The 16,363-nt window shown below is 68.0% G+C and carries 17 protein-coding genes; 7 read left to right on the top strand and 10 right to left on the bottom strand.

The genetic code is table 11. From position 1 onward, the window contains the following. The 8 genes from QSJ34_RS01970 to QSJ34_RS01935 are packed head-to-tail and all read right to left on the bottom strand — an operon-like array spanning position 1 to position 6,633. Entirely contained in the window at positions 1-399 is a 399-nt protein-coding gene (locus QSJ34_RS01970) for an NUDIX domain-containing protein (protein WP_285569595.1), read from the bottom strand. After that, on the bottom strand, positions 396-1,220 hold the full coding sequence (locus QSJ34_RS01965) for a ribonuclease HII (RefSeq protein ID WP_285569593.1): 825 nt from the start codon (positions 1,218-1,220) through the stop codon (positions 396-398). The genes QSJ34_RS01970 and QSJ34_RS01965 overlap by 4 nt, the downstream gene beginning before the upstream one ends. 23 nt (positions 1,221-1,243) lie before the next feature. Beyond that, the gene (locus tag QSJ34_RS01960) at positions 1,244-1,915 is read right to left on the bottom strand and encodes a glycosyltransferase family 2 protein (protein ID WP_285569591.1); all 672 of its coding nucleotides are present in this window, start codon (positions 1,913-1,915) and stop codon (positions 1,244-1,246) included. A 5-nt stretch (positions 1,916-1,920) separates the two neighbouring features. After that, positions 1,921-3,735 carry a M61 family metallopeptidase gene (locus tag QSJ34_RS01955; RefSeq protein WP_285569586.1) on the bottom strand — a complete coding sequence of 605 codons (1,815 nt, stop codon included), beginning with the start codon at positions 3,733-3,735 and terminating at the stop codon, positions 1,921-1,923. An 8-nt stretch (positions 3,736-3,743) separates the two neighbouring features. Continuing rightward, entirely contained in the window at positions 3,744-4,445 is a 702-nt protein-coding gene (locus QSJ34_RS01950) for a TetR/AcrR family transcriptional regulator (protein ID WP_285569584.1), read from the bottom strand. Positions 4,446-4,505: 60 nt separating this feature from the next. Then, on the bottom strand, positions 4,506-5,099 hold the full coding sequence (miaE, locus tag QSJ34_RS01945; protein WP_285569582.1) for a tRNA isopentenyl-2-thiomethyl-A-37 hydroxylase MiaE: 594 nt from the start codon (positions 5,097-5,099) through the stop codon (positions 4,506-4,508). Continuing rightward, positions 5,096-5,944, bottom strand: a complete 849-nt coding sequence (locus QSJ34_RS01940) for an EamA family transporter (protein ID WP_285569580.1) — start codon at positions 5,942-5,944, stop codon at positions 5,096-5,098. Before QSJ34_RS01940 ends, miaE begins: the two co-directional genes overlap by 4 nt. A 23-nt stretch (positions 5,945-5,967) precedes the next feature. Further along, positions 5,968-6,633 carry a DUF2520 domain-containing protein gene (locus QSJ34_RS01935; RefSeq protein WP_285569575.1) on the bottom strand — a complete coding sequence of 222 codons (666 nt, stop codon included), beginning with the start codon at positions 6,631-6,633 and terminating at the stop codon, positions 5,968-5,970. A gap of 53 nt (positions 6,634-6,686) precedes the next feature. Here QSJ34_RS01935 and QSJ34_RS01930 point away from each other — a divergent pair, with 53 nt between their 5' ends. Further along, the gene (locus QSJ34_RS01930; protein WP_285569572.1) at positions 6,687-7,388 is read left to right on the top strand and encodes a hypothetical protein; all 702 of its coding nucleotides are present in this window, start codon (positions 6,687-6,689) and stop codon (positions 7,386-7,388) included. A 70-nt stretch (positions 7,389-7,458) separates the two neighbouring features. Beyond that, positions 7,459-8,979, top strand: coding sequence for a S1C family serine protease (locus QSJ34_RS01925; protein WP_285569570.1), 1,521 nt, complete (start codon positions 7,459-7,461; stop codon positions 8,977-8,979). A gap of 101 nt (positions 8,980-9,080) precedes the next feature. On the opposite strand, the gene QSJ34_RS01920 is transcribed toward QSJ34_RS01925, so the two are convergent. After that, the gene (locus QSJ34_RS01920) at positions 9,081-10,172 is read right to left on the bottom strand and encodes a sensor domain-containing diguanylate cyclase (protein ID WP_285569567.1); all 1,092 of its coding nucleotides are present in this window, start codon (positions 10,170-10,172) and stop codon (positions 9,081-9,083) included. A gap of 122 nt (positions 10,173-10,294) precedes the next feature. Next, positions 10,295-10,972: an isoprenoid biosynthesis glyoxalase ElbB gene (gene elbB, locus QSJ34_RS01915; protein ID WP_285569565.1), complete on the bottom strand. Its 678-nt coding sequence runs from the start codon at positions 10,970-10,972 to the stop codon at positions 10,295-10,297. Between the two features lie 122 nt (positions 10,973-11,094). On the opposite strand from elbB, the gene QSJ34_RS01910 reads away from it, so the two are divergent. Genes QSJ34_RS01910 through QSJ34_RS01890 form a run of 5 tightly spaced genes read left to right on the top strand, consistent with a single transcriptional unit; the run spans position 11,095 to position 16,311 of the window. Beyond that, entirely contained in the window at positions 11,095-12,252 is a 1,158-nt protein-coding gene (locus tag QSJ34_RS01910; RefSeq protein ID WP_285569562.1) for a pyridoxal phosphate-dependent aminotransferase, read from the top strand. 18 nt (positions 12,253-12,270) lie between these two features. Next, positions 12,271-14,328, top strand: coding sequence for a DUF4178 domain-containing protein (locus tag QSJ34_RS01905; protein ID WP_285569560.1), 2,058 nt, complete (start codon positions 12,271-12,273; stop codon positions 14,326-14,328). Continuing rightward, positions 14,328-14,507 carry a hypothetical protein gene (locus QSJ34_RS01900; RefSeq protein WP_285569557.1) on the top strand — a complete coding sequence of 60 codons (180 nt, stop codon included), beginning with the start codon at positions 14,328-14,330 and terminating at the stop codon, positions 14,505-14,507. The genes QSJ34_RS01905 and QSJ34_RS01900 overlap by 1 nt, the downstream gene beginning before the upstream one ends. After that, positions 14,507-14,725, top strand: a complete 219-nt coding sequence (locus QSJ34_RS01895; protein ID WP_285569554.1) for a DUF350 domain-containing protein — start codon at positions 14,507-14,509, stop codon at positions 14,723-14,725. The genes QSJ34_RS01900 and QSJ34_RS01895 overlap by 1 nt, the downstream gene beginning before the upstream one ends. 35 nt (positions 14,726-14,760) lie before the next feature. Beyond that, entirely contained in the window at positions 14,761-16,311 is a 1,551-nt protein-coding gene (locus QSJ34_RS01890) for a polyamine aminopropyltransferase (protein WP_420798818.1), read from the top strand. The last annotated feature ends 52 nt before the right edge of the window (positions 16,312-16,363 follow it).

The raw sequence follows: 16,363 nt of genomic DNA, 5'->3' as shown, positions 1-16,363 counted from the left end.
TCAGGTTATCAGATCGGCAAGAGGAGGCTGGGACTCGTCGGCGATCCGCGCCAGGGCGGCGATCAAGGGAAGGTTCAGGGGCGGTACCGGCAGATGCAGCATGTCCGCCGCCGTGAACCAGCCCCAAGCCAAGTCCGTGCGGGGCGCCACATCCGACCGCACGAGGAAAGGATGCAGCCGCACGGCCCCTTCCAGCGTGGGCATGGGTTCCGCGAAGTGGAGCGACACGCCCAGTTCCTCGCGCAGTTCACGCATCAGGGCCGATTCGGGCGTCTCGCCCTCCTCGACCTTGCCGCCCGGGAATTCCCACAGACCCGGCAACACGGGATTGGATGGATCGCGCCGCTGCAGGAACCAGCGATTCCCGTGCCTCAAGAGGCCGATGGCGACGGCCTTCACGGCCCCTCTCCGACCAGTCCTTCCGCGTCGGCGAGCTGCACGAGGCGATCCGCATAGCGGCGGCGCAGCGTTTCGACCCACACCAGCTTCAGGCGACCGTACGAAGGCCGGAGGTCCTGGTCCACCCAGGTCCGCAGCTCGCTCACGGAGGTGCAGGCGTCCAGCCGGTGGCGCAGCACATCGCGCAGGGCCTCATCCACCCTCTGCATCGCGGCGATGGGCGCGTAGCTGATGCGGTGGATGGGGCTCACGCCCAGCTCCTGGATCCGCGCCCGGTGCAGAGGTGTGCCGTAGCCCTTGTGCTGATCGAAGCCGTAGCCCGGATGAGCCGCCTCCATGGCGATCATGAGCGCGTCGCGGTGGGCCTTGGCCAGGATGCTGGCGGCGCCGATGGCGCAACTGAGGGCATCGCCATCCACCACGAGACGCTCAGGCAAGCCCGTCCTGGGCCCGCGATTGCCGTCAATGAACAGCATCCGCGGGCGCAGGGACAGATTCGCCACGGACTGTCGCATGGCCATCATGGTGGCTTCGAGGATGTTCTCCCGGTCGATGGCCATGGCATCCATCTCGGCGATGGCGTAGGCCGGCAGGATGGCCTTGAGCTCGGTGGCCAGCACCTCCCGCCGTTCGGGCTTGAGCTGCTTGCTGTCCCGCACACCCCGCAGCACGTGGCCCCACTTGTGGACGGTCTCGCCATCCAGCACCGCGCAGGCGGCCACCACAGGTCCCGCCCAGGCGCCCCGCCCCGCCTCGTCCACACCGCCCCAGGCCACGCCCGGTGGCACGTTGCCGAGATCCCAATCAAGCGGATTGACCATGGTTCCACGCTACCAGTTCTGGCTCAGCACTTCAGCGATTCCCATGCGATGAGCCACGTATCCATCACGCCGCGGAAATGGCTCCGGTGCGGCCCGGGCCGGTAGATGGCCTGGATGGGGATGTGGGCCCACCGCAGCTTCCAGTCGGCGGCCTTCATGGCGATTTCCATTTCGATGGCGAAGCCCGTGGCGCGCAGATCCAGGCGGTCGAGCACTTTTTTTCGGATGAGGCGGAAGCCGCTCTGGCTGTCCTCCCAGGTCACACCGGCGATGCGGCCCAGGGTCCAGCTGCCCAGCGCATTGGTGCGCCACCGTTTCGGCGGGATCTTCGCGCGATCCAGGAAACGCGAGCCGATGAGGAAATCCGCATCCGGGTGCCGCGCCAGATGATCCAGGAAGCACCGCAGGTCGGCGGGGTCATGCTGGCCATCGGCGTCGAGGAAGAGATAGAAGTCGAAGGCGTCCCCGCGCAGATGGGCGATGCCCGCGCGCATGGCCTGGCCCTTGCCGCCGCCCTGCCCGGGCTCCAGGCGCAGCACCTCGGCACCCTGGGCCTCGGCCACCGATCCCGTGCCATCCGTGGATCCGTCGTCCACCACCAGCAGACGATGGAGTGCGTAAGGTTTCAGCCCCTCCAGCACCGGGGCGATGTGGTCGGCTTCGTCGTGGGCGGCGATGATCGCGGCGATCCTCACCGGCCTCACCGACGTCCGCCGCGCTTCACGGGCGCCGCGGGCCAAGCCTGCCCGTAGGAGGCCGTGAAGGAGGTCCGGGGCGTGGCGCCGGCCCTGGGGTCGGGCACCAGGCGATGACTGCGTTCAGGGCTCAGCATCACCGGAACGCGGGCTTCGAACACGCGCCCGCGGTCCGCCGCCAGCACCGTCACCATGGCGCCGGGCCCGGCCTGGGAGAACCCGCGCTGAACTTCGGCGGCGGTGGTGGTGCGCCATCCGTCCACGGCCAGGATCTCCATGCCGAAGCTGAGGCCGGCCGCGGCCGCGGGGCTGTCAGGAATCACGTTCTGGATGGTGGGGCCGTTGGCGGCCAGGCTGAGGCCCGTCCAGGACTGGGCGCGGCGAAGGCTGGCCGGGTCCTGCCGTTCATCCACGGGAAGGGTTTCCCAAGGCGCCTGGGCTTCCATCCTCAGCCCGAAGGCCCGCAGCAGGGGCGCCGCATCCAGTTCCGTCCGGCCCGAGATGTAGGCCTCCCAGAAGGCCGCTGGATCCTTTCGGGAAAGTTCCTTGAAGGCCTGGCGCACGTCAGCGTCCCGCAGGCCCGTTTCGCCATGCCGTGTCCAAAGCAGGCTGAAGAGGTCGGCCAGGCCTGCCTTGCCGCGGCTGCCTTCGCGAAGCGTGGCGTCCATGAGCCAGGCCACCATCTCGCCCTTGTCGTAGTAGCTCACGGAGCTGTTGGGGCTGAACTCGTGCGGCTTGTAGAGGCGGATCCAGGTGTCCCAGCTGGACTCCTCCAGGCTCTGCTCCAGGCGGCCCGGGCGCTGCACCTGCTCGCCCCAGCAGCGGGCCAGCTCCTTCGATGTGTGGCTCCAGGGCACGACGCCCGCGCGCAGGACGATCACGTGTTCCATGTAGGCCGTGAGCCCCTCGTGGAACCAGAGCATCTTCGTCGGGTTCTCGCGGCTGTAGTCGAAGGGCCCGAGCACGGTGTCGTGGAGGCGCTTCACGTTCCAGGCGTGGAAGAATTCATGCGCCACCAGCTGGTAGAGAGCGTAGTAACCCTCCGGCTTGTCGAAGGCGTGGCTGTCTGAGATGAGGCTCGTGCAGTCCTTGTGCTCCAGCCCGCCACGCAGCTTGGGCGCGAAGGTGAAGAGGAACACGTAACGGTCGAAGGGGAAGCCGCCGAAGATGGCGCCCGCCGCATCGACGATCTTTTCCGTGGCCTCGGTGATCCGGCCCTCGTCACCGCTGTGCAGGCCGGTGAAGGCCAACTCGAAGGTGGTGCCACCGCACTTGAAGCGCCGCGTGCGGAAGGTGCCCAACTCGAAGGGCGAATCCACCAGCGTGTCGAAATCCTTGGCCAGGTAGGCGCCCTGCTTCTGCGGCAGCGCGGAGGCCACCTTCCAGTCGCCGGGAAAGCCTTCGAAACGGACCTCCACGGGCCGATCGAGCTGCCCTTCCAGGTAGAGAAAGGTGGCGGCGGGGATGATTTGTGCGTGGGTGGCATCCACGTGGTTGGTGCGCACGGTGAGGTCGTTGCCGTACACCCGGTAACGGATGGTGAGTTCCCGCTTCGAGGCCGGAAGCTTCCAGCGCTGCTTGTCGAGCTTCTCCAGCGGGCTTTCCTTGCGGCCTTCCACGAGGCGCATCCGGTCCACGAACCGCGCGTAATCCCGCACCAGGTACGAGCCCGGCGTCCAGGCGGGCATGGCCGCGACGGCGCCCTGGCCCAGGGCTTCGGCGGGAAAGACCAGTTCCACCTCGAAGAGGTGCTGGGACAGTTCCAGGGGGCGTAAGGTGGCCCGGATGGATGCAGGCTTCTGCATGGTTGGCTTGGCCATGACCGGCCTCAGCCCAGGACGCCGTGCAGCCAGCGGCGGGTGACCCAGTCGATTTCGGCCTCGGTGATCTGGTAGTTCGGATCCCGCAGCTTCTCCTCGATGAGCGATCCCACCAGGGAGGTGAAGAGCAGCACTTCCTTGCGGGCCATCTCCAGGCTGGTGCCGAACACGTGATGCACGAAGAGGCCCAGGGGGCTCAGGCCACGCTCCACGAGGGGCATGAGGTCGCGGAAGCTGGAATCCGGCGAGGGCACGGCGATGGAGCGCAGGATGAATCCCGTGAATTCCTGGCTCTCCAGCAGGAGGCCGAGGTAGGCATGGGACAGCTTCAGACAGGCGGCTTCCACCGCCTCGGTCCCCTTGATGGGCGCGGCCAGGAAGGGCTCCACCATGGCCTGGATGCGCACGGCCATGCTAGAGAGCGAGACGAGGCAGAGCTGCCGGAAGAGCCCTTCCTTGCTGCCGAAATGGTAGTAGAGGGTCGGCTTCGAGACGCCGGCCTCCTCGGCCACTTCCTTCACCTGCACGCCGTCATAGCCCTTGGCGGCGAAGTGCGACAGGGCCGACAGCAGCAGACGGGCCTTGAGATCGCCTTCGCCGCTGAGGCGTTCGAGCGCCGCATGGAAGCTGCCGTGGGTGCCCACGCCGAGGGCCTCGGGCCCGAAGACCGGCACCATTTCTTTGAGACCATGGTCTGGAACGGTTGACATAGATTGCCTCGGAGAACCCTTCCAGAATGCCACGAATGGCCTTACCAGGGGTTAAACCACCTAGTGGACCGCAGACCGCCAGGGCAGGCTCTGGATCACTTCGGCCTCGCGGTCCAGCCACCAATCGAGCCGGGAAGTGGCCTCCGTGCGGAAGCGTTCCTCGGCGAGACTGCGATAGCCCAGGGCGTGGCCGGCCTCGCAGCGCTCGAGCTCCAGGAGGAAGGCCAGCCATCCGGCCGAGCCGAGCGCAGCGTGGGAAGCTTCGGCCCTTTCCAGCATCCACAGCCGCTCGCAGCTGCGGGCCTCGATGAGGGCGGCGATGAGCAGGCGGTCCAGCAACCCCTTGGAGGCCTGCTTGTGCAGGGCCTTGGCGTAGGCGTTGCCGCGGTCGGGCCGCAGGGTCCAGCCGAATCCCTGGAGGGCTTCCAGCACGCGCCGGTAGTGGTTCAACTCTTCTTCCGCCAACCGGGCCAGCAGCACCGATCCTCTCGGCGCGTCCGAAAAGGAAAGGCTCAGGTTCAGGGCGTTGAGGGCGGCCTTCTTTTCGTTGTGGGCGTGATCCGACAACAGGGCCTCGGGATCGGCGAGGGCCGCGGCAGCCCAGCCGGACGGGGTTTCGGCGCGAAGCGGAAGGGGAGGTTTGAAATCACTCATGATCGCGCTCCGATGACGGCGTTCCATCCAAAGGCACAGGCGATGACCAACCCGCCCGTCATCAGCCTGGACCAGTCCACGACTTCGCGGAACACCAGGCCCGCCGCCAGGATGGCCAGGGGGATCTTCAGGTTGTTGAAGATGGCCAGGGTGCCCATGTCCGAGCGCCGGGCCCCGGCGTTGAACAGGAAGAAGCCCAGGCCCGACGCCACGACGCCGAGGTAGAGCAGCACCAGCCCCTGATGCAGGGTCATGGCCGACACCCGGGTCCAGGAGAGGCCCGGCGCCGCCGAGCCCACCGCCACCGCGGCGGCCCCCAGGTAGAGCAGGCCCATCAAGTCGCGGTCCCGCTTGCCCGAAAGGGGCGCCAGACGACGATAGAGCACCTGGCCCAGGGCGAAGCAGGCGTTCGCGGCCTGCATCACGAGGAAGCCGCGGATCAGCCCCGCGCGGCGCAGATCGGTCCACACGCAGATGCCCGTGCCCAGCACGGTGATCGCCGCGGTCAGCAGGATGCGCCAGGACCAGCGCCGCGCCAGGAGGTCGTCGGCCAGGGTCACGAAGATCGGCGTGAAGATGGTGAACAACGCCACTTCCGAGGGCCGCAGCCAGCGGAACGAGGTGATGTAGAGCAGGTACATGAGACCGAACTGCAGGGCGCCGATGCCCGCGAACGCGAGCGCCCGGCGAGGTCCCAGGCCTTTCGTATTCAGGAAGGGCAGGAATACGAGGGCCGCCAGCACGCTGCGCGCCGCCGTGACGAAGGGCGCGCCGAGGGCGCTCACATGGGCCGTGAGGCTGAAGGAGAGGGCCCACAGGATCGAGACGAGAAGCAGCAGCGGCATGGTGATCCAGGACCTTCAGGCGATCAGAGGCTCCGCCCCAGTTTCAGGAAGATCTCCCGCCAGGGCTCGGGCAGTGCCTCGGCGTCGCGGGCGATGGTGGACTCGTCGCCGCGGACGAAGGGGCCCGTGCGGCCTGCGGCACCCAGTTCGGCCACGTTGCGCAGGGTGGCTTCGGCCAGGGGCAGCAGGCCCCGGCCCGGCAGCGCCACACCCCGGGAGCGCAGCAGAGCCTCGGCGCCCAGCCAGAGGGTGGCGGCGTGGCCGGACGTGAGCACGGCCGCCGCGTGGTAGAGCGGTTTGAGTTCGCCCGGCAGATCGAAGGCCGCGAAGCCCAGGTCGCCGAAGGCCCGCCGCAGGTCATCGGGAACCGGTCCCGTGATCGCCAGGGGCGTGCCACTCCAGTCGCGGGCCCTGCCGTCGAAGCTCGTCAGCGGATGGGCGCAGGGCACTACCGGCAGATGCAGGCCGCCCGCCAGATGCACGCAGCGACCCGGGAAGGCGCCCGCCAGTTCGGGCACCGCGCGGTCCGGCACCGCCAGCAGCACCCATCCCTCGGGGCGGGCCCCATGATCCAGCAGCGCCGCCCGCGGGCCCCAGGCCTCTGCCAGGGCCCGCCCGGCGCGGCCCCGGCCCAGGATGGTGAATTCGACGGTCCCCTCGGAGGTCATGGGGGACAGTGTGGCGTACATCGCTCCCGGCCTTCAGCCAGGACTCCAGAATCCGGACTCCTTACACTGGCTCCATGCCCCACCCTTCTCCCGTGACCTGGGCCCTTCCGCCCGAAGTTCCCTGGCCCCGCTTCCTTCGGCTGCTGCGCCAGCCGGATCCGCCCCGGGGCTGGCTGGAATGCGCCGCCGACCTGCCTGAACTGAAGAAGCGCCCCCTGCTGCTGCGCTGGATCGCCCAGCACCCCAAGGCCCCGGCCCACCTGCGCGCCCACCTCCTCGCACGCCTGCCCTGGCGCGCCCTCGCGGCCGTTACAGCGGACGCCGCCGCGCATCCCCAGGCCCGCCAGCAGGCCACGGAAAAACTACAGCAGCTCTGGGCCACCATGACCACCGGCGAGCGGCGGAGCCTGGCCCTGCACGCGCCGCGCCCGCTCTGGCCCCTGGTCTGGCGGACGCCTTCGGCCAGCGTGCTGGCGGCCTTCCTCCAGCACCCCAAACTCAGCCTGGAAGCCCTCGTCGCCCTCATCCAGCCGCCCCTTCGGCCCGGCCAGGCCGAGGCGCTGGCCGGATCGCGCTGGCTTGAAGCCGAACCCGTGGCCGACCAGGTGCTGCAGGCCCTGGACCGCAGCCTCGGACTGCCTGATTCGGGCCTTGCCCTCGGCCACGCCGCGCCTTGGATCAGGGGCCTAAACGAAGAGGCGCGCATCCTCACCGCGAGCCGCCTCGTCACCCCCGCGCTGCGGCGGCTGGTGCACCCACGGCGGGAGGAGCCCTGAACTCGAATTGGACACCCGGAACCTTCAGCAGGTAGCTTGAAGAATCTTTTGCGCCAAGGATCCCAGCGAGATGATTCACGCCTGCCGCCCCGCCTTCCTCCTCCGCGTCTGCCTGACCGGCCTTCTCGGAGCCTCAGGCCTATCCGCCGCGCCTGAGACCGATCCCGCACCCCGCATCGAAGATTCGGTCGTCAAGGTGTTCTCCACCATCCGGAAGCCCGACACCGCGAAACCCTGGGGCAAGCACGCCCCCGAGGAAGCCTCGGCAACGGGTGTGGTCATCGAAGGCCGGCGCATCCTCACGAATGCGCACGTGGTGCTCTATGCCAGCCAGGTGCAGGTCCAGGCGAACCAGGCCGGCGACAAGATCTCCGCCAAGGTGGAGGCGGTCGCGCCGGGCATCGACCTCGCCGTGCTCAAGCTCGACGATGAGGCCTTCTTCGACGGCCACCCGCCCCTCAAGCGCGCCAGCGTCCTCCCCGAAGTGAAGGACGCCGTCATGGCCTACGGGTTCCCCACCGGCGGCACCAGCCTCTCCATCACCAAGGGCATCGTCTCCCGCATCGAATTCACCCGGTACAACCAGCCTGTCTCGGGGCTCCGCATCCAGATCGACGCGGCCATCAACCCCGGCAACAGCGGGGGCCCCGCCATCGTCGGCGACAAGATGATCGGCCTCGCCTTCAGCACCCTCGGAGGCGCCCAGAACATCGGCTACATCATTCCCTGCGAAGAGATCGACCTGTTCCTCAAGGACATCGAAGATGGCCGCTATGACGGCAAGCCCGCCATGTTCGACCATCTGCAGACCCTCGAGAATCCGTCGCTCCGTTCCTTCCTCAAGCTCGACCGATCCGTCCAGGGCATGGTTGTGCACGAGCCGTTCCGTTCGGTCCCGGCCAATCCCCTGAAGGAATGGGATGTCATCACCCGCATCGGAGGCACGCCCATCGATGATCAGGGAATGGTGAAGGTCGGCGCCAACCTCCGGGTCCGATTCCAGTACCTCATCCAGAAGCTGGCCAAGCAGGGCACGGTCCCCCTCACGGTGGTGCGCGGAGGCAAGGAGCTGGCGATCCAGATGCCCGTCAGCGCCAACCACCCGACACTGATCCCGGATCTCCAGGGCGCCTACCCGTCCTATTTCGTCTATGGCCCGCTCGTCTTCTCCACCGCGACCCTGCAGTTCCTCAGTGGCAATAGCAACCGGATGGGGTACTTCATCTATTCCGGAAGCCCCCTGGTCACCCGGAGCGGCCAGGATCCAGCCTTTCCAGGCGAAGAGCTGGTCGTCGTCGCCTCGCCCTTCTTTCCTCACAACCTCGCCAAGGGGTACTCCAACCCCATGACCGAGGTCGTGAAAAGCGTGAATGGCCTTCCCATCCAGAACCTGAAGCACCTGGTCCAGGTCCTGCGCGATGCGAAGGACGAGTTCATCGTGCTGGCCTTCGTCCGGAGCGGCGCCGAATCCATGATCTTCCCCCGGGCGCAGACCCTCGCCGCCACCGAAGAGATCCTCACCGACAACGGGATCCGCTCCCAGGGTTCGCCCGACGTCCTGGCGGTTTGGAAGGCGGCCTCTGGTCAGTGAATGGGTGAGCGTGGCTGTGTAAGGGAGGAATGGACCGCCCGCCAAGGCTCGCTCTGCACGCTTCTACTGCTGCCATGAGACGTCTGGGGTAAGCCCCGGCATCACGTCTGTGCCGAATGTTTGGTGTGACTGTGCACGGCGTGATGCGACCGTTTCATCTCGTACATGGCCTGATCGGCCAGCTGGAAGAGCGATTCGATCTCCAGGCCGTCATCGGGGAAGACCACCGCCCCCACACTGACCCTCAGGTCAAGCAGGCGCCCGTCGTAGGAGAAGGTCCCACGGACCTGGTCCGCCAGCTTGCGGGCATAGCCCCGGACCGCGGCGGAATCCGTCAGTGACGCGAGCAGGACCCCGAATTCGTCTCCGCCGAGGCGGGCGACCGTATCGGATTCCCGGACCAGGGCCCGCAGCCGCCCGGCCAGAGTCCGGAGCGCCGCATTGCCCGCCAGGTGCCCGTGCAGGTCGTTGATGTGCTTCAGCCCGTCCATGTCCACCAGGGCAATGCCCAGCACCTGCCCCTGCCGCCGGGCCAGTTTCATGGCCTGGTGGAGCCGGTCGTAGAAGAGCGCGTGGTTCCCCAGGCCCGTAAGGGAATCCTCGGTGGCCCGGCGGAAGAGATCCCGGACCGTCTCGACCTGGGCGATGTAGCTTCGGGCGTGGGCGAGGGTGCTGGCCACCACGTCGGAGATGAGTTCCAGGGTCAGGAGGTCCGCCTCGCTGAAGGCCTTCTCATGCGGGGAAAGCACCTTCAGCACACCCGCCGTCTGGTCGCCATGCCGGAGCGGCACCGCGACCATCGAGCGCAGCCCCGCGGCACGGCAAGCCTGGCGATCCACCCGGGGATCGGTTTCCGAATCTTCGCAGTAGAGCGGGCTCCCCTGGGCCACGCACAGGCCTGAAAGACTACCGATCCGGGCAAGGCGCAGGCCCAGCTGGTTCTCGGCCGTCCCCGAGGCCGCCCGGTAGACCATGTCGTCCCCTTCCGCCATTTCGACCACGGCACCCGAAGCCCCCGTGAGCATCTGGGCAAGCCCCGCGACCCGCCGGATCACCTCGGCGGGGTCCAGGTCCACCTTGGCCAGTTCGGCCTGGAAGCGGATGATGCCCAGCAGACGGGCCGAAGGCAGGGCCGAGACCGCCCTCTGAGCGACGCCCTCCGAGGAAATGTCCATGGGCACGCAGCTGGCCATCCCAGCCTCCATTGAGAGGTGCCGGCCCAAGCGTCGATTCTGGCCCCGCCTCCGTCAATGGGCAGGCGCGGCCGCCCAGGAGCTCCGAGTGGCCCTGGCCCTGGGGCGGAGCGGTCTCCGGTCTAGACCCGCTTCAGCACCTCGGTCACGCAGCGGTCGATGCCCACGAAGACGTCGCTCAGCCGCGCGTCGTCGAACATGTAGGCGGGTGTCGTGACGAGGTTGAGGGACTCGTCGACGATGATTTCGCGGGCACTGGGCGTGTCCTGGTGAAGGTGGCCCAGCTTGCGCATGGCGTCCGCGCAGCCCGGATCGCCGCCCAGGGTGAGCCGCGCCGCACTGCGGCCCGACAGGGCCAGCGCCACGAGGGCCGGGGCGATGCAGATGGCGCCCACGGGCTTCTTCGCGTTGAAGAAGCCGCGGACGAAGGCCGCCACGTCGGGCCGCACCTCGCCCTCGGCCCCCTTGAAGGCGAAGCTACAGAGGTTCTTGGCCACCCCGTAGCCACCGGGCATCAGCAGGGCGTCGTAGTCTTCGACCCGGGCCTTCGCCAGATCCAGGCACTGGCCCACGCGGGCGATGCGGCTGGCTTCTTCAAGGATGTTGCGCACCGCGCCGGGCACGGGCTGTCCCGTCACGTGGTTGATGACGTGGTGCTGCTCGGCGTTGGGCGCGATGCACTGGAAGGCCGCGCCATGCTGATCCAGGGCCAGCAGCGTGAGCACCGCTTCGCGGACCTCGGCACCATCGAGGTGGCCCGAACCGGCCAGCAACACTGCCACCTTGAGCGCCTTCGCCATGGGAGCCTCCTGTGATTCCGGGATTATCGCGCGAAAACCGAATCCCGACCGCAGGATCATAAATTGGCCCCGCAGGCGGCGTCGGAAGCCGGGGATCCAGCCCCTTCGTCTACCCTGGAACCATGCGCCTCTCCTCCCGCCTGCCGCACGGATTCACGCCGAACGCCCTGACGGCCTCGCTGGCCGCCCTGAAGGCCGGGGGCCGGGAGATCCTCGACCTGACGGTTTCCAACCCAACCCGCTGCGGCTTCGCCTACCCGGAAGCCGAGATCCGCACGGCCCTTTCGGCCCCCACGGTGCTGAGCTACGACCCGGATCCGCAGGGTTCCCGAACCGCCCGGGAAGCCATCGCCCGCCACCACGGACACGGCCTTCGCGCCGAGGACCTGCTGCTGACGGCCTCCACCAGCGAAGCCTACGGCCTGCTGTTCAAGCTGCTGGCCGATCCCGGCGACGACATCCTGGTGCCCAGCCCCAGCTATCCGCTCTTCGACTGGCTGGCGCGGCTCGAAGGCCTCTCCGCCCGGTCCGTGCCTTCCTACTTCCACGAGCGCTGGCACCTCGATCCAGGCACGCTGGAAGCCGCCGTCACGCCGCGCACCCGGGCCGTGGTCGTCGTGAACCCCAACAACCCCACCGGACATTTCCTGTCCAAAACGGAATGGTCGGACCTGACGGCCTTCTGCACCGAACGGAAGCTGGCGCTGCTCGTCGACGAGGTGTTCTCAGACTACGCGCTGGAGCCGCCCGCGGATCGCCTGGACACGGCCCTCCAGGATGCCGATCCCCCCTGCCCCGTCTTCGTGCTATCGGGCCTCAGCAAGGTGGCGGCCCTGCCCCAGCTGAAGCTGGGCTGGATCGCCGTGCGCGGTCCCGGAGCGGCCGAACACATGGAGGGCCTCGCCTTCCTGGCGGATCAGTACCTTTCGGTGTCCGCTCCCGTCCAGGCCGCGGCGCCGCGGCTGCTGGAGCTGGCGCCCGCCATCCGGGATCAGATTCGCCAGCGGCTCCGCGCCAACCTAGCCGCCCTCGACGCGGCGCTCTCCGCGCATCCCCACCTGTCCCGGCTGCCCGTGGAGGGCGGCTGGTCCGTCCTCCTGCGCCGCCCCGCCGTGGATGGCGACGATGCCTGCGCCCTGCGCCTGCTGGAACACGCCTCGGTGCTGGCCCATCCCGGCTCCTTCTTCGATCTACCGGGCGACGGGCACCTGGTGCTCAGCCTCCTCGGGCCCGAATCCACCTTCCGCGAAGGATTGGCGCGCGGCCTTTCCCTGCTCTGACATAATCACCGGAATCCCATGAGCACCCTCGCCTCCTGCCCCAGCTGCGGTGCCGCCCTGAGCTTCCGGCCCGGGACGATGGTCGCCGTCTGCTCGTACTGCAAGGCCCTGGCGGCGCGCAAGGATCGCGACGTCGAACAGCTCGGCAAGGTGGCCGATCTGGTGGACACGGGCTCCCCCCTGGGCCTGGGCGCCTCGGGCACCTATGCCGGGCGGACCTTCTCGCTGGCCGGTCGCGTGCAGCTCAAGCACCCTTTGGGCGGCGTGTGGGACGAGTGGTACCTCGCCCTCGACGATGGCCGCTGGGGCTGGCTGGCCGAAGCCCAGGGCCGCTTCTACCTCACCTTCACGCAGACGCCCCACGGCGCGCTGCCTGCGGTCGACAGCCTCCAGGCCGGCGCCAGCGTCGACCTGGGCCCCGATGGCACCTGGACCGTGGACGAGGTGAGCCACGCCGCCTTCCACAGCGCCGAAGGCGAGATCCCATGGGCCCTCGATCCCGGTGCCACCTACCGCTTCGCGGACCTCTCGGGGCGCAACGGCGCATTCGCCACCCTCGATTACGGCGAGGATACGCCACTCTTCTTCCTGGGCCGCGAGATCCCCCTGGCCGACCTGCACCTTCAGGGCGGCACACGCAAACCGGCCAAGGTCGGGACTCAGGCGCTCAACTGCCCCAAGTGCGGCGGGGCCCTGTCCCTGCACGCGCCGGACCAGACCCAGCGCGTGGGCTGCCCCAGCTGCGGCAGCCTGCTGTCCGCCGAGAACGGCAAGCTGGCCTTCCTGAAGAGCCTGAAGCAACCCCATCAGGATGTGGTGATCCCCCTCGGCGCCGAAGGCACCTTGAACGGCGAGAAAATCATCTGCATCGGCCAGCTGCGCCGCAGCTGCAGCATCGAAGGCACGAGCTATCCGTGGATCGAGTACCTGCTGCTGGACAGCCAGCACGGCTTCAAATGGCTGGTGGAAAGCGAGGGCCACTGGAGCCTGGCCACGGCCGTGCCCCCCGGCGAGGTGCCACAGGTCGAAGGCGCTCAGCGGAACCTGTGGACGCTGGGCCAGCACTGGCGCCGCTTCCAGGATGTGGTGGCCGTCGTGGAAGGGGTGTGGGGCGAGTTCTACTGGACCGTCGAGCAGGGCGAAGAGGTGCAGGTGACGGAATTCGTCTCCCCGCCCCAGAGCCTCACCCGCGAGTGGCAACGCCACAAGGGCGGCGGCCAGGAAGTGAACTGGAGCCGGTCGGTCTACCTGGAACCCGAAGCCGTGTGGTCCGCCTTCAAGCTCGAGGGCCGGCCCTCCGCGCCCCAGGGCATCTCCTCCTTCCAGCCCAACCCCCACAAGACCACACTCGCCAAGTCCCGCCTCTGGATCATGGGGGCCCTGGGCCTGCTGCTCATCCTGGTGATGGCCGAATCCGTGACGCATCGGAACGTAGAGCTGTTCAGCCGCAAGCTCGATCTCTACGAAATGAGCCCGGGCCTTCGCACGGGCACACCCGAGACCGCCCGCAGGGGCATCCCCGCGCGCAGGCCCGCCACGCCAGCCACCTTGGGGACCACACCATCAGCGCCCGCACCATCGGATGCTCCGCCGACGGAAGCCCAGGAGCCCGTCTTCTTTTCGGATCCCATCGAGATCAAGGACGGCCACAGCAACCTGGCCGTCACCCTCCGCGCGCCGGTGAACAACGCCTGGGTCAGCCTGGACGGCGCCCTGGTGAGCGAAACCACCGGTGTCGCCGAGCTCTTCCTTCTGGAAAGCAGCTACTACCACGGCGTGGACGGCGGCGAATCCTGGTCCGAAGGTGAGCAGGTCTCCACCGTGTTCCTGAGCGCCGTGCCGCCCGGCAACTACGTGCTGCGCCTGGCCCCCCAGTGGGATGGCACCTTCCCGCCGGTGCGCGCCATCGACGTGCAGCTGCGCCAGGGCGTCATGCGCTGGCTGTATCCGATGCTGGCCCTCGTGGGCATCCTGATCGTGCCCCTGCTGCTCGTCTTCCGCATGGCGGCCTTCGAAAGCCGGCGCTGGCAGGAGAGCATGTACGCACCGAGAGCAGCTTCTGGCGGAGACGACTGATGCGCATCCTCTACGCCCTCTTCCTCGGCGGTGGTTTCAGCCTCATGGTCGCCAACGGCTTCTTCGGCCGCGAGTTCTTCGGCCAGCGGCGCCGCGCCGATCTTCCGCCCAGCGTCCGCCAGACGCCCGGGGCCTACCGCACCTTCCTTCACAACAACGGCTTTCACGGAGGTAAGTGATGTTCACGAACCAGCTGCTCCATCAACTCCTCGTCGCCGCCGTCTTCTCCGCCCTGGGCCTCGTCATCCTCGGCGTGGTGTGGCTGATCCTCGTGAAGGTGCTGCCCTTCTCGCTCCGCAAGGAGATGGAGGATGACCAGAACACCGCCCTCGGCATCGTCCTCGGCTGCCTCATCCTCGGCATCAGCATCATCATCGCCGCCGCGATCCATGGGTGATTGGCCACAGATGAACACGGATGAACGCGGATCGGATGTCCTCCGTGGCTAATTCTTTTTCAGAACCCGCCTCGCCCCAGCCCACCCTGAAAGCGCCTCTGCTCTTCATCAGCGTGCTGCTCATCGCCTCCTGTGGGCTGATCTACGAACTGGTGGCGGGCACGCTGTCGAGCTACCTGCTGGGGGATTCGGTCACGCAGTTCTCCACGGTGATCGGCGTCTACCTCAGCGCCATGGGGCTCGGCTCCTGGCTGTCGAAGTTCCTGCAGCGTGGCCTCGCCCGCCGCTTCGTGGATCTGGAACTGGCGGTGGCCCTCGTCGGAGGCTGCTCGGCACCCATCCTCTTCCAGGCCTTCGCCCACACCCACGCCTTCCGTGTCGTGCTCTACGGCGTCGTGATGGCCGTGGGCACGCTGGTGGGGCTGGAGATCCCCATCCTCATGCGGATCCTGAAGGACCAGGTGCGCTTCAAGGATCTGATCGCCAGTGTGCTCACCCTCGACTACGTGGGCGCCCTCTTCGCCTCCATCCTCTTCCCGCTCCTGTTCATGCCCAAGCTGGGCCTCGTGCGCACCAGCCTGCTCTTCGGCCTCCTGAACGCTTCCGTGGGGCTCTGGTCCACCTACCTGCTGCAATCCCAACTGGGCCCCACGCGCCTCATCCGCCTGCGCTGCCTCGCCGTGATGGCCCTACTCGCCGTGGGCCTCGGGTTCGCGGGGAAATTCACCCTGGCCATGGAAGAGGAGATCTTCGCCGACGAGATCGTCTACGCCAAGGACAGCGCCTACCAGCGCATCGTGCTCACCCGCGGCCGGGGCAGCTTCCAGCTCTTCCTCAACGGCAACCTGCAGTTCTCCAGCGCCGACGAGTACCGCTACCACGAGGCCCTGGTGCATCCGGCCTTCGGCCTGCGGCCCGATGCGAAACGCGTGCTCATCTGCGGCGGCGGCGACGGCCTGGCGGTGCGCGAGGTGCTGAAGCACCCTTCCGTGCAGGAGATCGTGCTGGTGGATCTGGACCCCGCCATGACCGACATGGCCCGCCGCCAGCCCATGGTGCGCCAGCTCAACGGCGCCTCCCTGGACGATCCGCGGGTGAAGATCATCAACGCCGACGCCATGGTCTGGCTGCAGGAGACCAGCGGGCCACCCTTCGACATGGCCTACGTGGATTTCCCCGATCCCAACACCTATGCCCTGGGGAAGCTCTACACCGCGCGCTTCTACCGCCTGCTCCAGCGCCGCCTTACGGACGACGCCATGATCACCGTGCAGAGCACCTCGCCCCTCATGGCCCGCCAGTCCTTCTGGTGCATCGCCGCCACCATGGAGGCCGCGGGCCTCAAGGTGCGCCCCTACCATCTGGCCGTGCCCTCCTTCGGCGTCTGGGGCTTCGCCCTCGCCTCCAGGCGCGACTTCGACGTACCCACCCGCGTGCTGCCGGGCCTGCGCCACCTGTCGGATGAAGCCACCGCCGCCATGTTCGCCTTCCCGAAGGACATGGACCGCGTGCCCACCGAGGTGAACCGTCTGGACAACCAGGTGCTCGTCCACCTCTACGCCCGCGAGTGGCGGCGATGGTCCTGAACTTGGCCCCTCTTCCACGCGGGGAAAGACAAACGCCAACCGCGGAGAACGC

Source organism: Geothrix limicola (assembly GCF_030268085.1).
Lineage (GTDB): Bacteria > Acidobacteriota > Holophagae > Holophagales > Holophagaceae > Geothrix > Geothrix limicola.
The sequence above is the reverse complement of the archived record's forward strand: the minus strand, read 5'-3'. Positions and strand labels throughout refer to the sequence as shown.

Excerpts from the sequence above, each read along its gene's own strand:
- QSJ34_RS01890 (WP_420798818.1), top strand. The coding sequence starts at position 14,761 with ATGTCCTCCGTGGCTAATTCTTTTTCAGAACCCGCCTCGCCCCAGCCC.
- QSJ34_RS01940 (WP_285569580.1), bottom strand. The coding sequence starts at position 5,944 with ATGCCGCTGCTGCTTCTCGTCTCGATCCTGTGGGCCCTCTCCTTCAGC.
- QSJ34_RS01895 (WP_285569554.1), top strand. The coding sequence starts at position 14,507 with ATGTTCACGAACCAGCTGCTCCATCAACTCCTCGTCGCCGCCGTCTTC.
- elbB (WP_285569565.1), bottom strand. The coding sequence starts at position 10,972 with ATGGCGAAGGCGCTCAAGGTGGCAGTGTTGCTGGCCGGTTCGGGCCAC.
- QSJ34_RS01935 (WP_285569575.1), bottom strand. The coding sequence starts at position 6,633 with ATGTACGCCACACTGTCCCCCATGACCTCCGAGGGGACCGTCGAATTC.
- miaE (WP_285569582.1), bottom strand. The coding sequence starts at position 5,099 with ATGAGTGATTTCAAACCTCCCCTTCCGCTTCGCGCCGAAACCCCGTCC.
- QSJ34_RS01905 (WP_285569560.1), top strand. The coding sequence starts at position 12,271 with ATGAGCACCCTCGCCTCCTGCCCCAGCTGCGGTGCCGCCCTGAGCTTC.
- QSJ34_RS01925 (WP_285569570.1), top strand. The coding sequence starts at position 7,459 with ATGATTCACGCCTGCCGCCCCGCCTTCCTCCTCCGCGTCTGCCTGACC.
- QSJ34_RS01900 (WP_285569557.1), top strand. The coding sequence starts at position 14,328 with ATGCGCATCCTCTACGCCCTCTTCCTCGGCGGTGGTTTCAGCCTCATG.
- QSJ34_RS01955 (WP_285569586.1), bottom strand. The coding sequence starts at position 3,735 with ATGGCCAAGCCAACCATGCAGAAGCCTGCATCCATCCGGGCCACCTTA.
- QSJ34_RS01920 (WP_285569567.1), bottom strand. The coding sequence starts at position 10,172 with ATGGCCAGCTGCGTGCCCATGGACATTTCCTCGGAGGGCGTCGCTCAG.
- QSJ34_RS01930 (WP_285569572.1), top strand. The coding sequence starts at position 6,687 with ATGCCCCACCCTTCTCCCGTGACCTGGGCCCTTCCGCCCGAAGTTCCC.
- QSJ34_RS01950 (WP_285569584.1), bottom strand. The coding sequence starts at position 4,445 with ATGTCAACCGTTCCAGACCATGGTCTCAAAGAAATGGTGCCGGTCTTC.
- QSJ34_RS01965 (WP_285569593.1), bottom strand. The coding sequence starts at position 1,220 with ATGGTCAATCCGCTTGATTGGGATCTCGGCAACGTGCCACCGGGCGTG.
- QSJ34_RS01910 (WP_285569562.1), top strand. The coding sequence starts at position 11,095 with ATGCGCCTCTCCTCCCGCCTGCCGCACGGATTCACGCCGAACGCCCTG.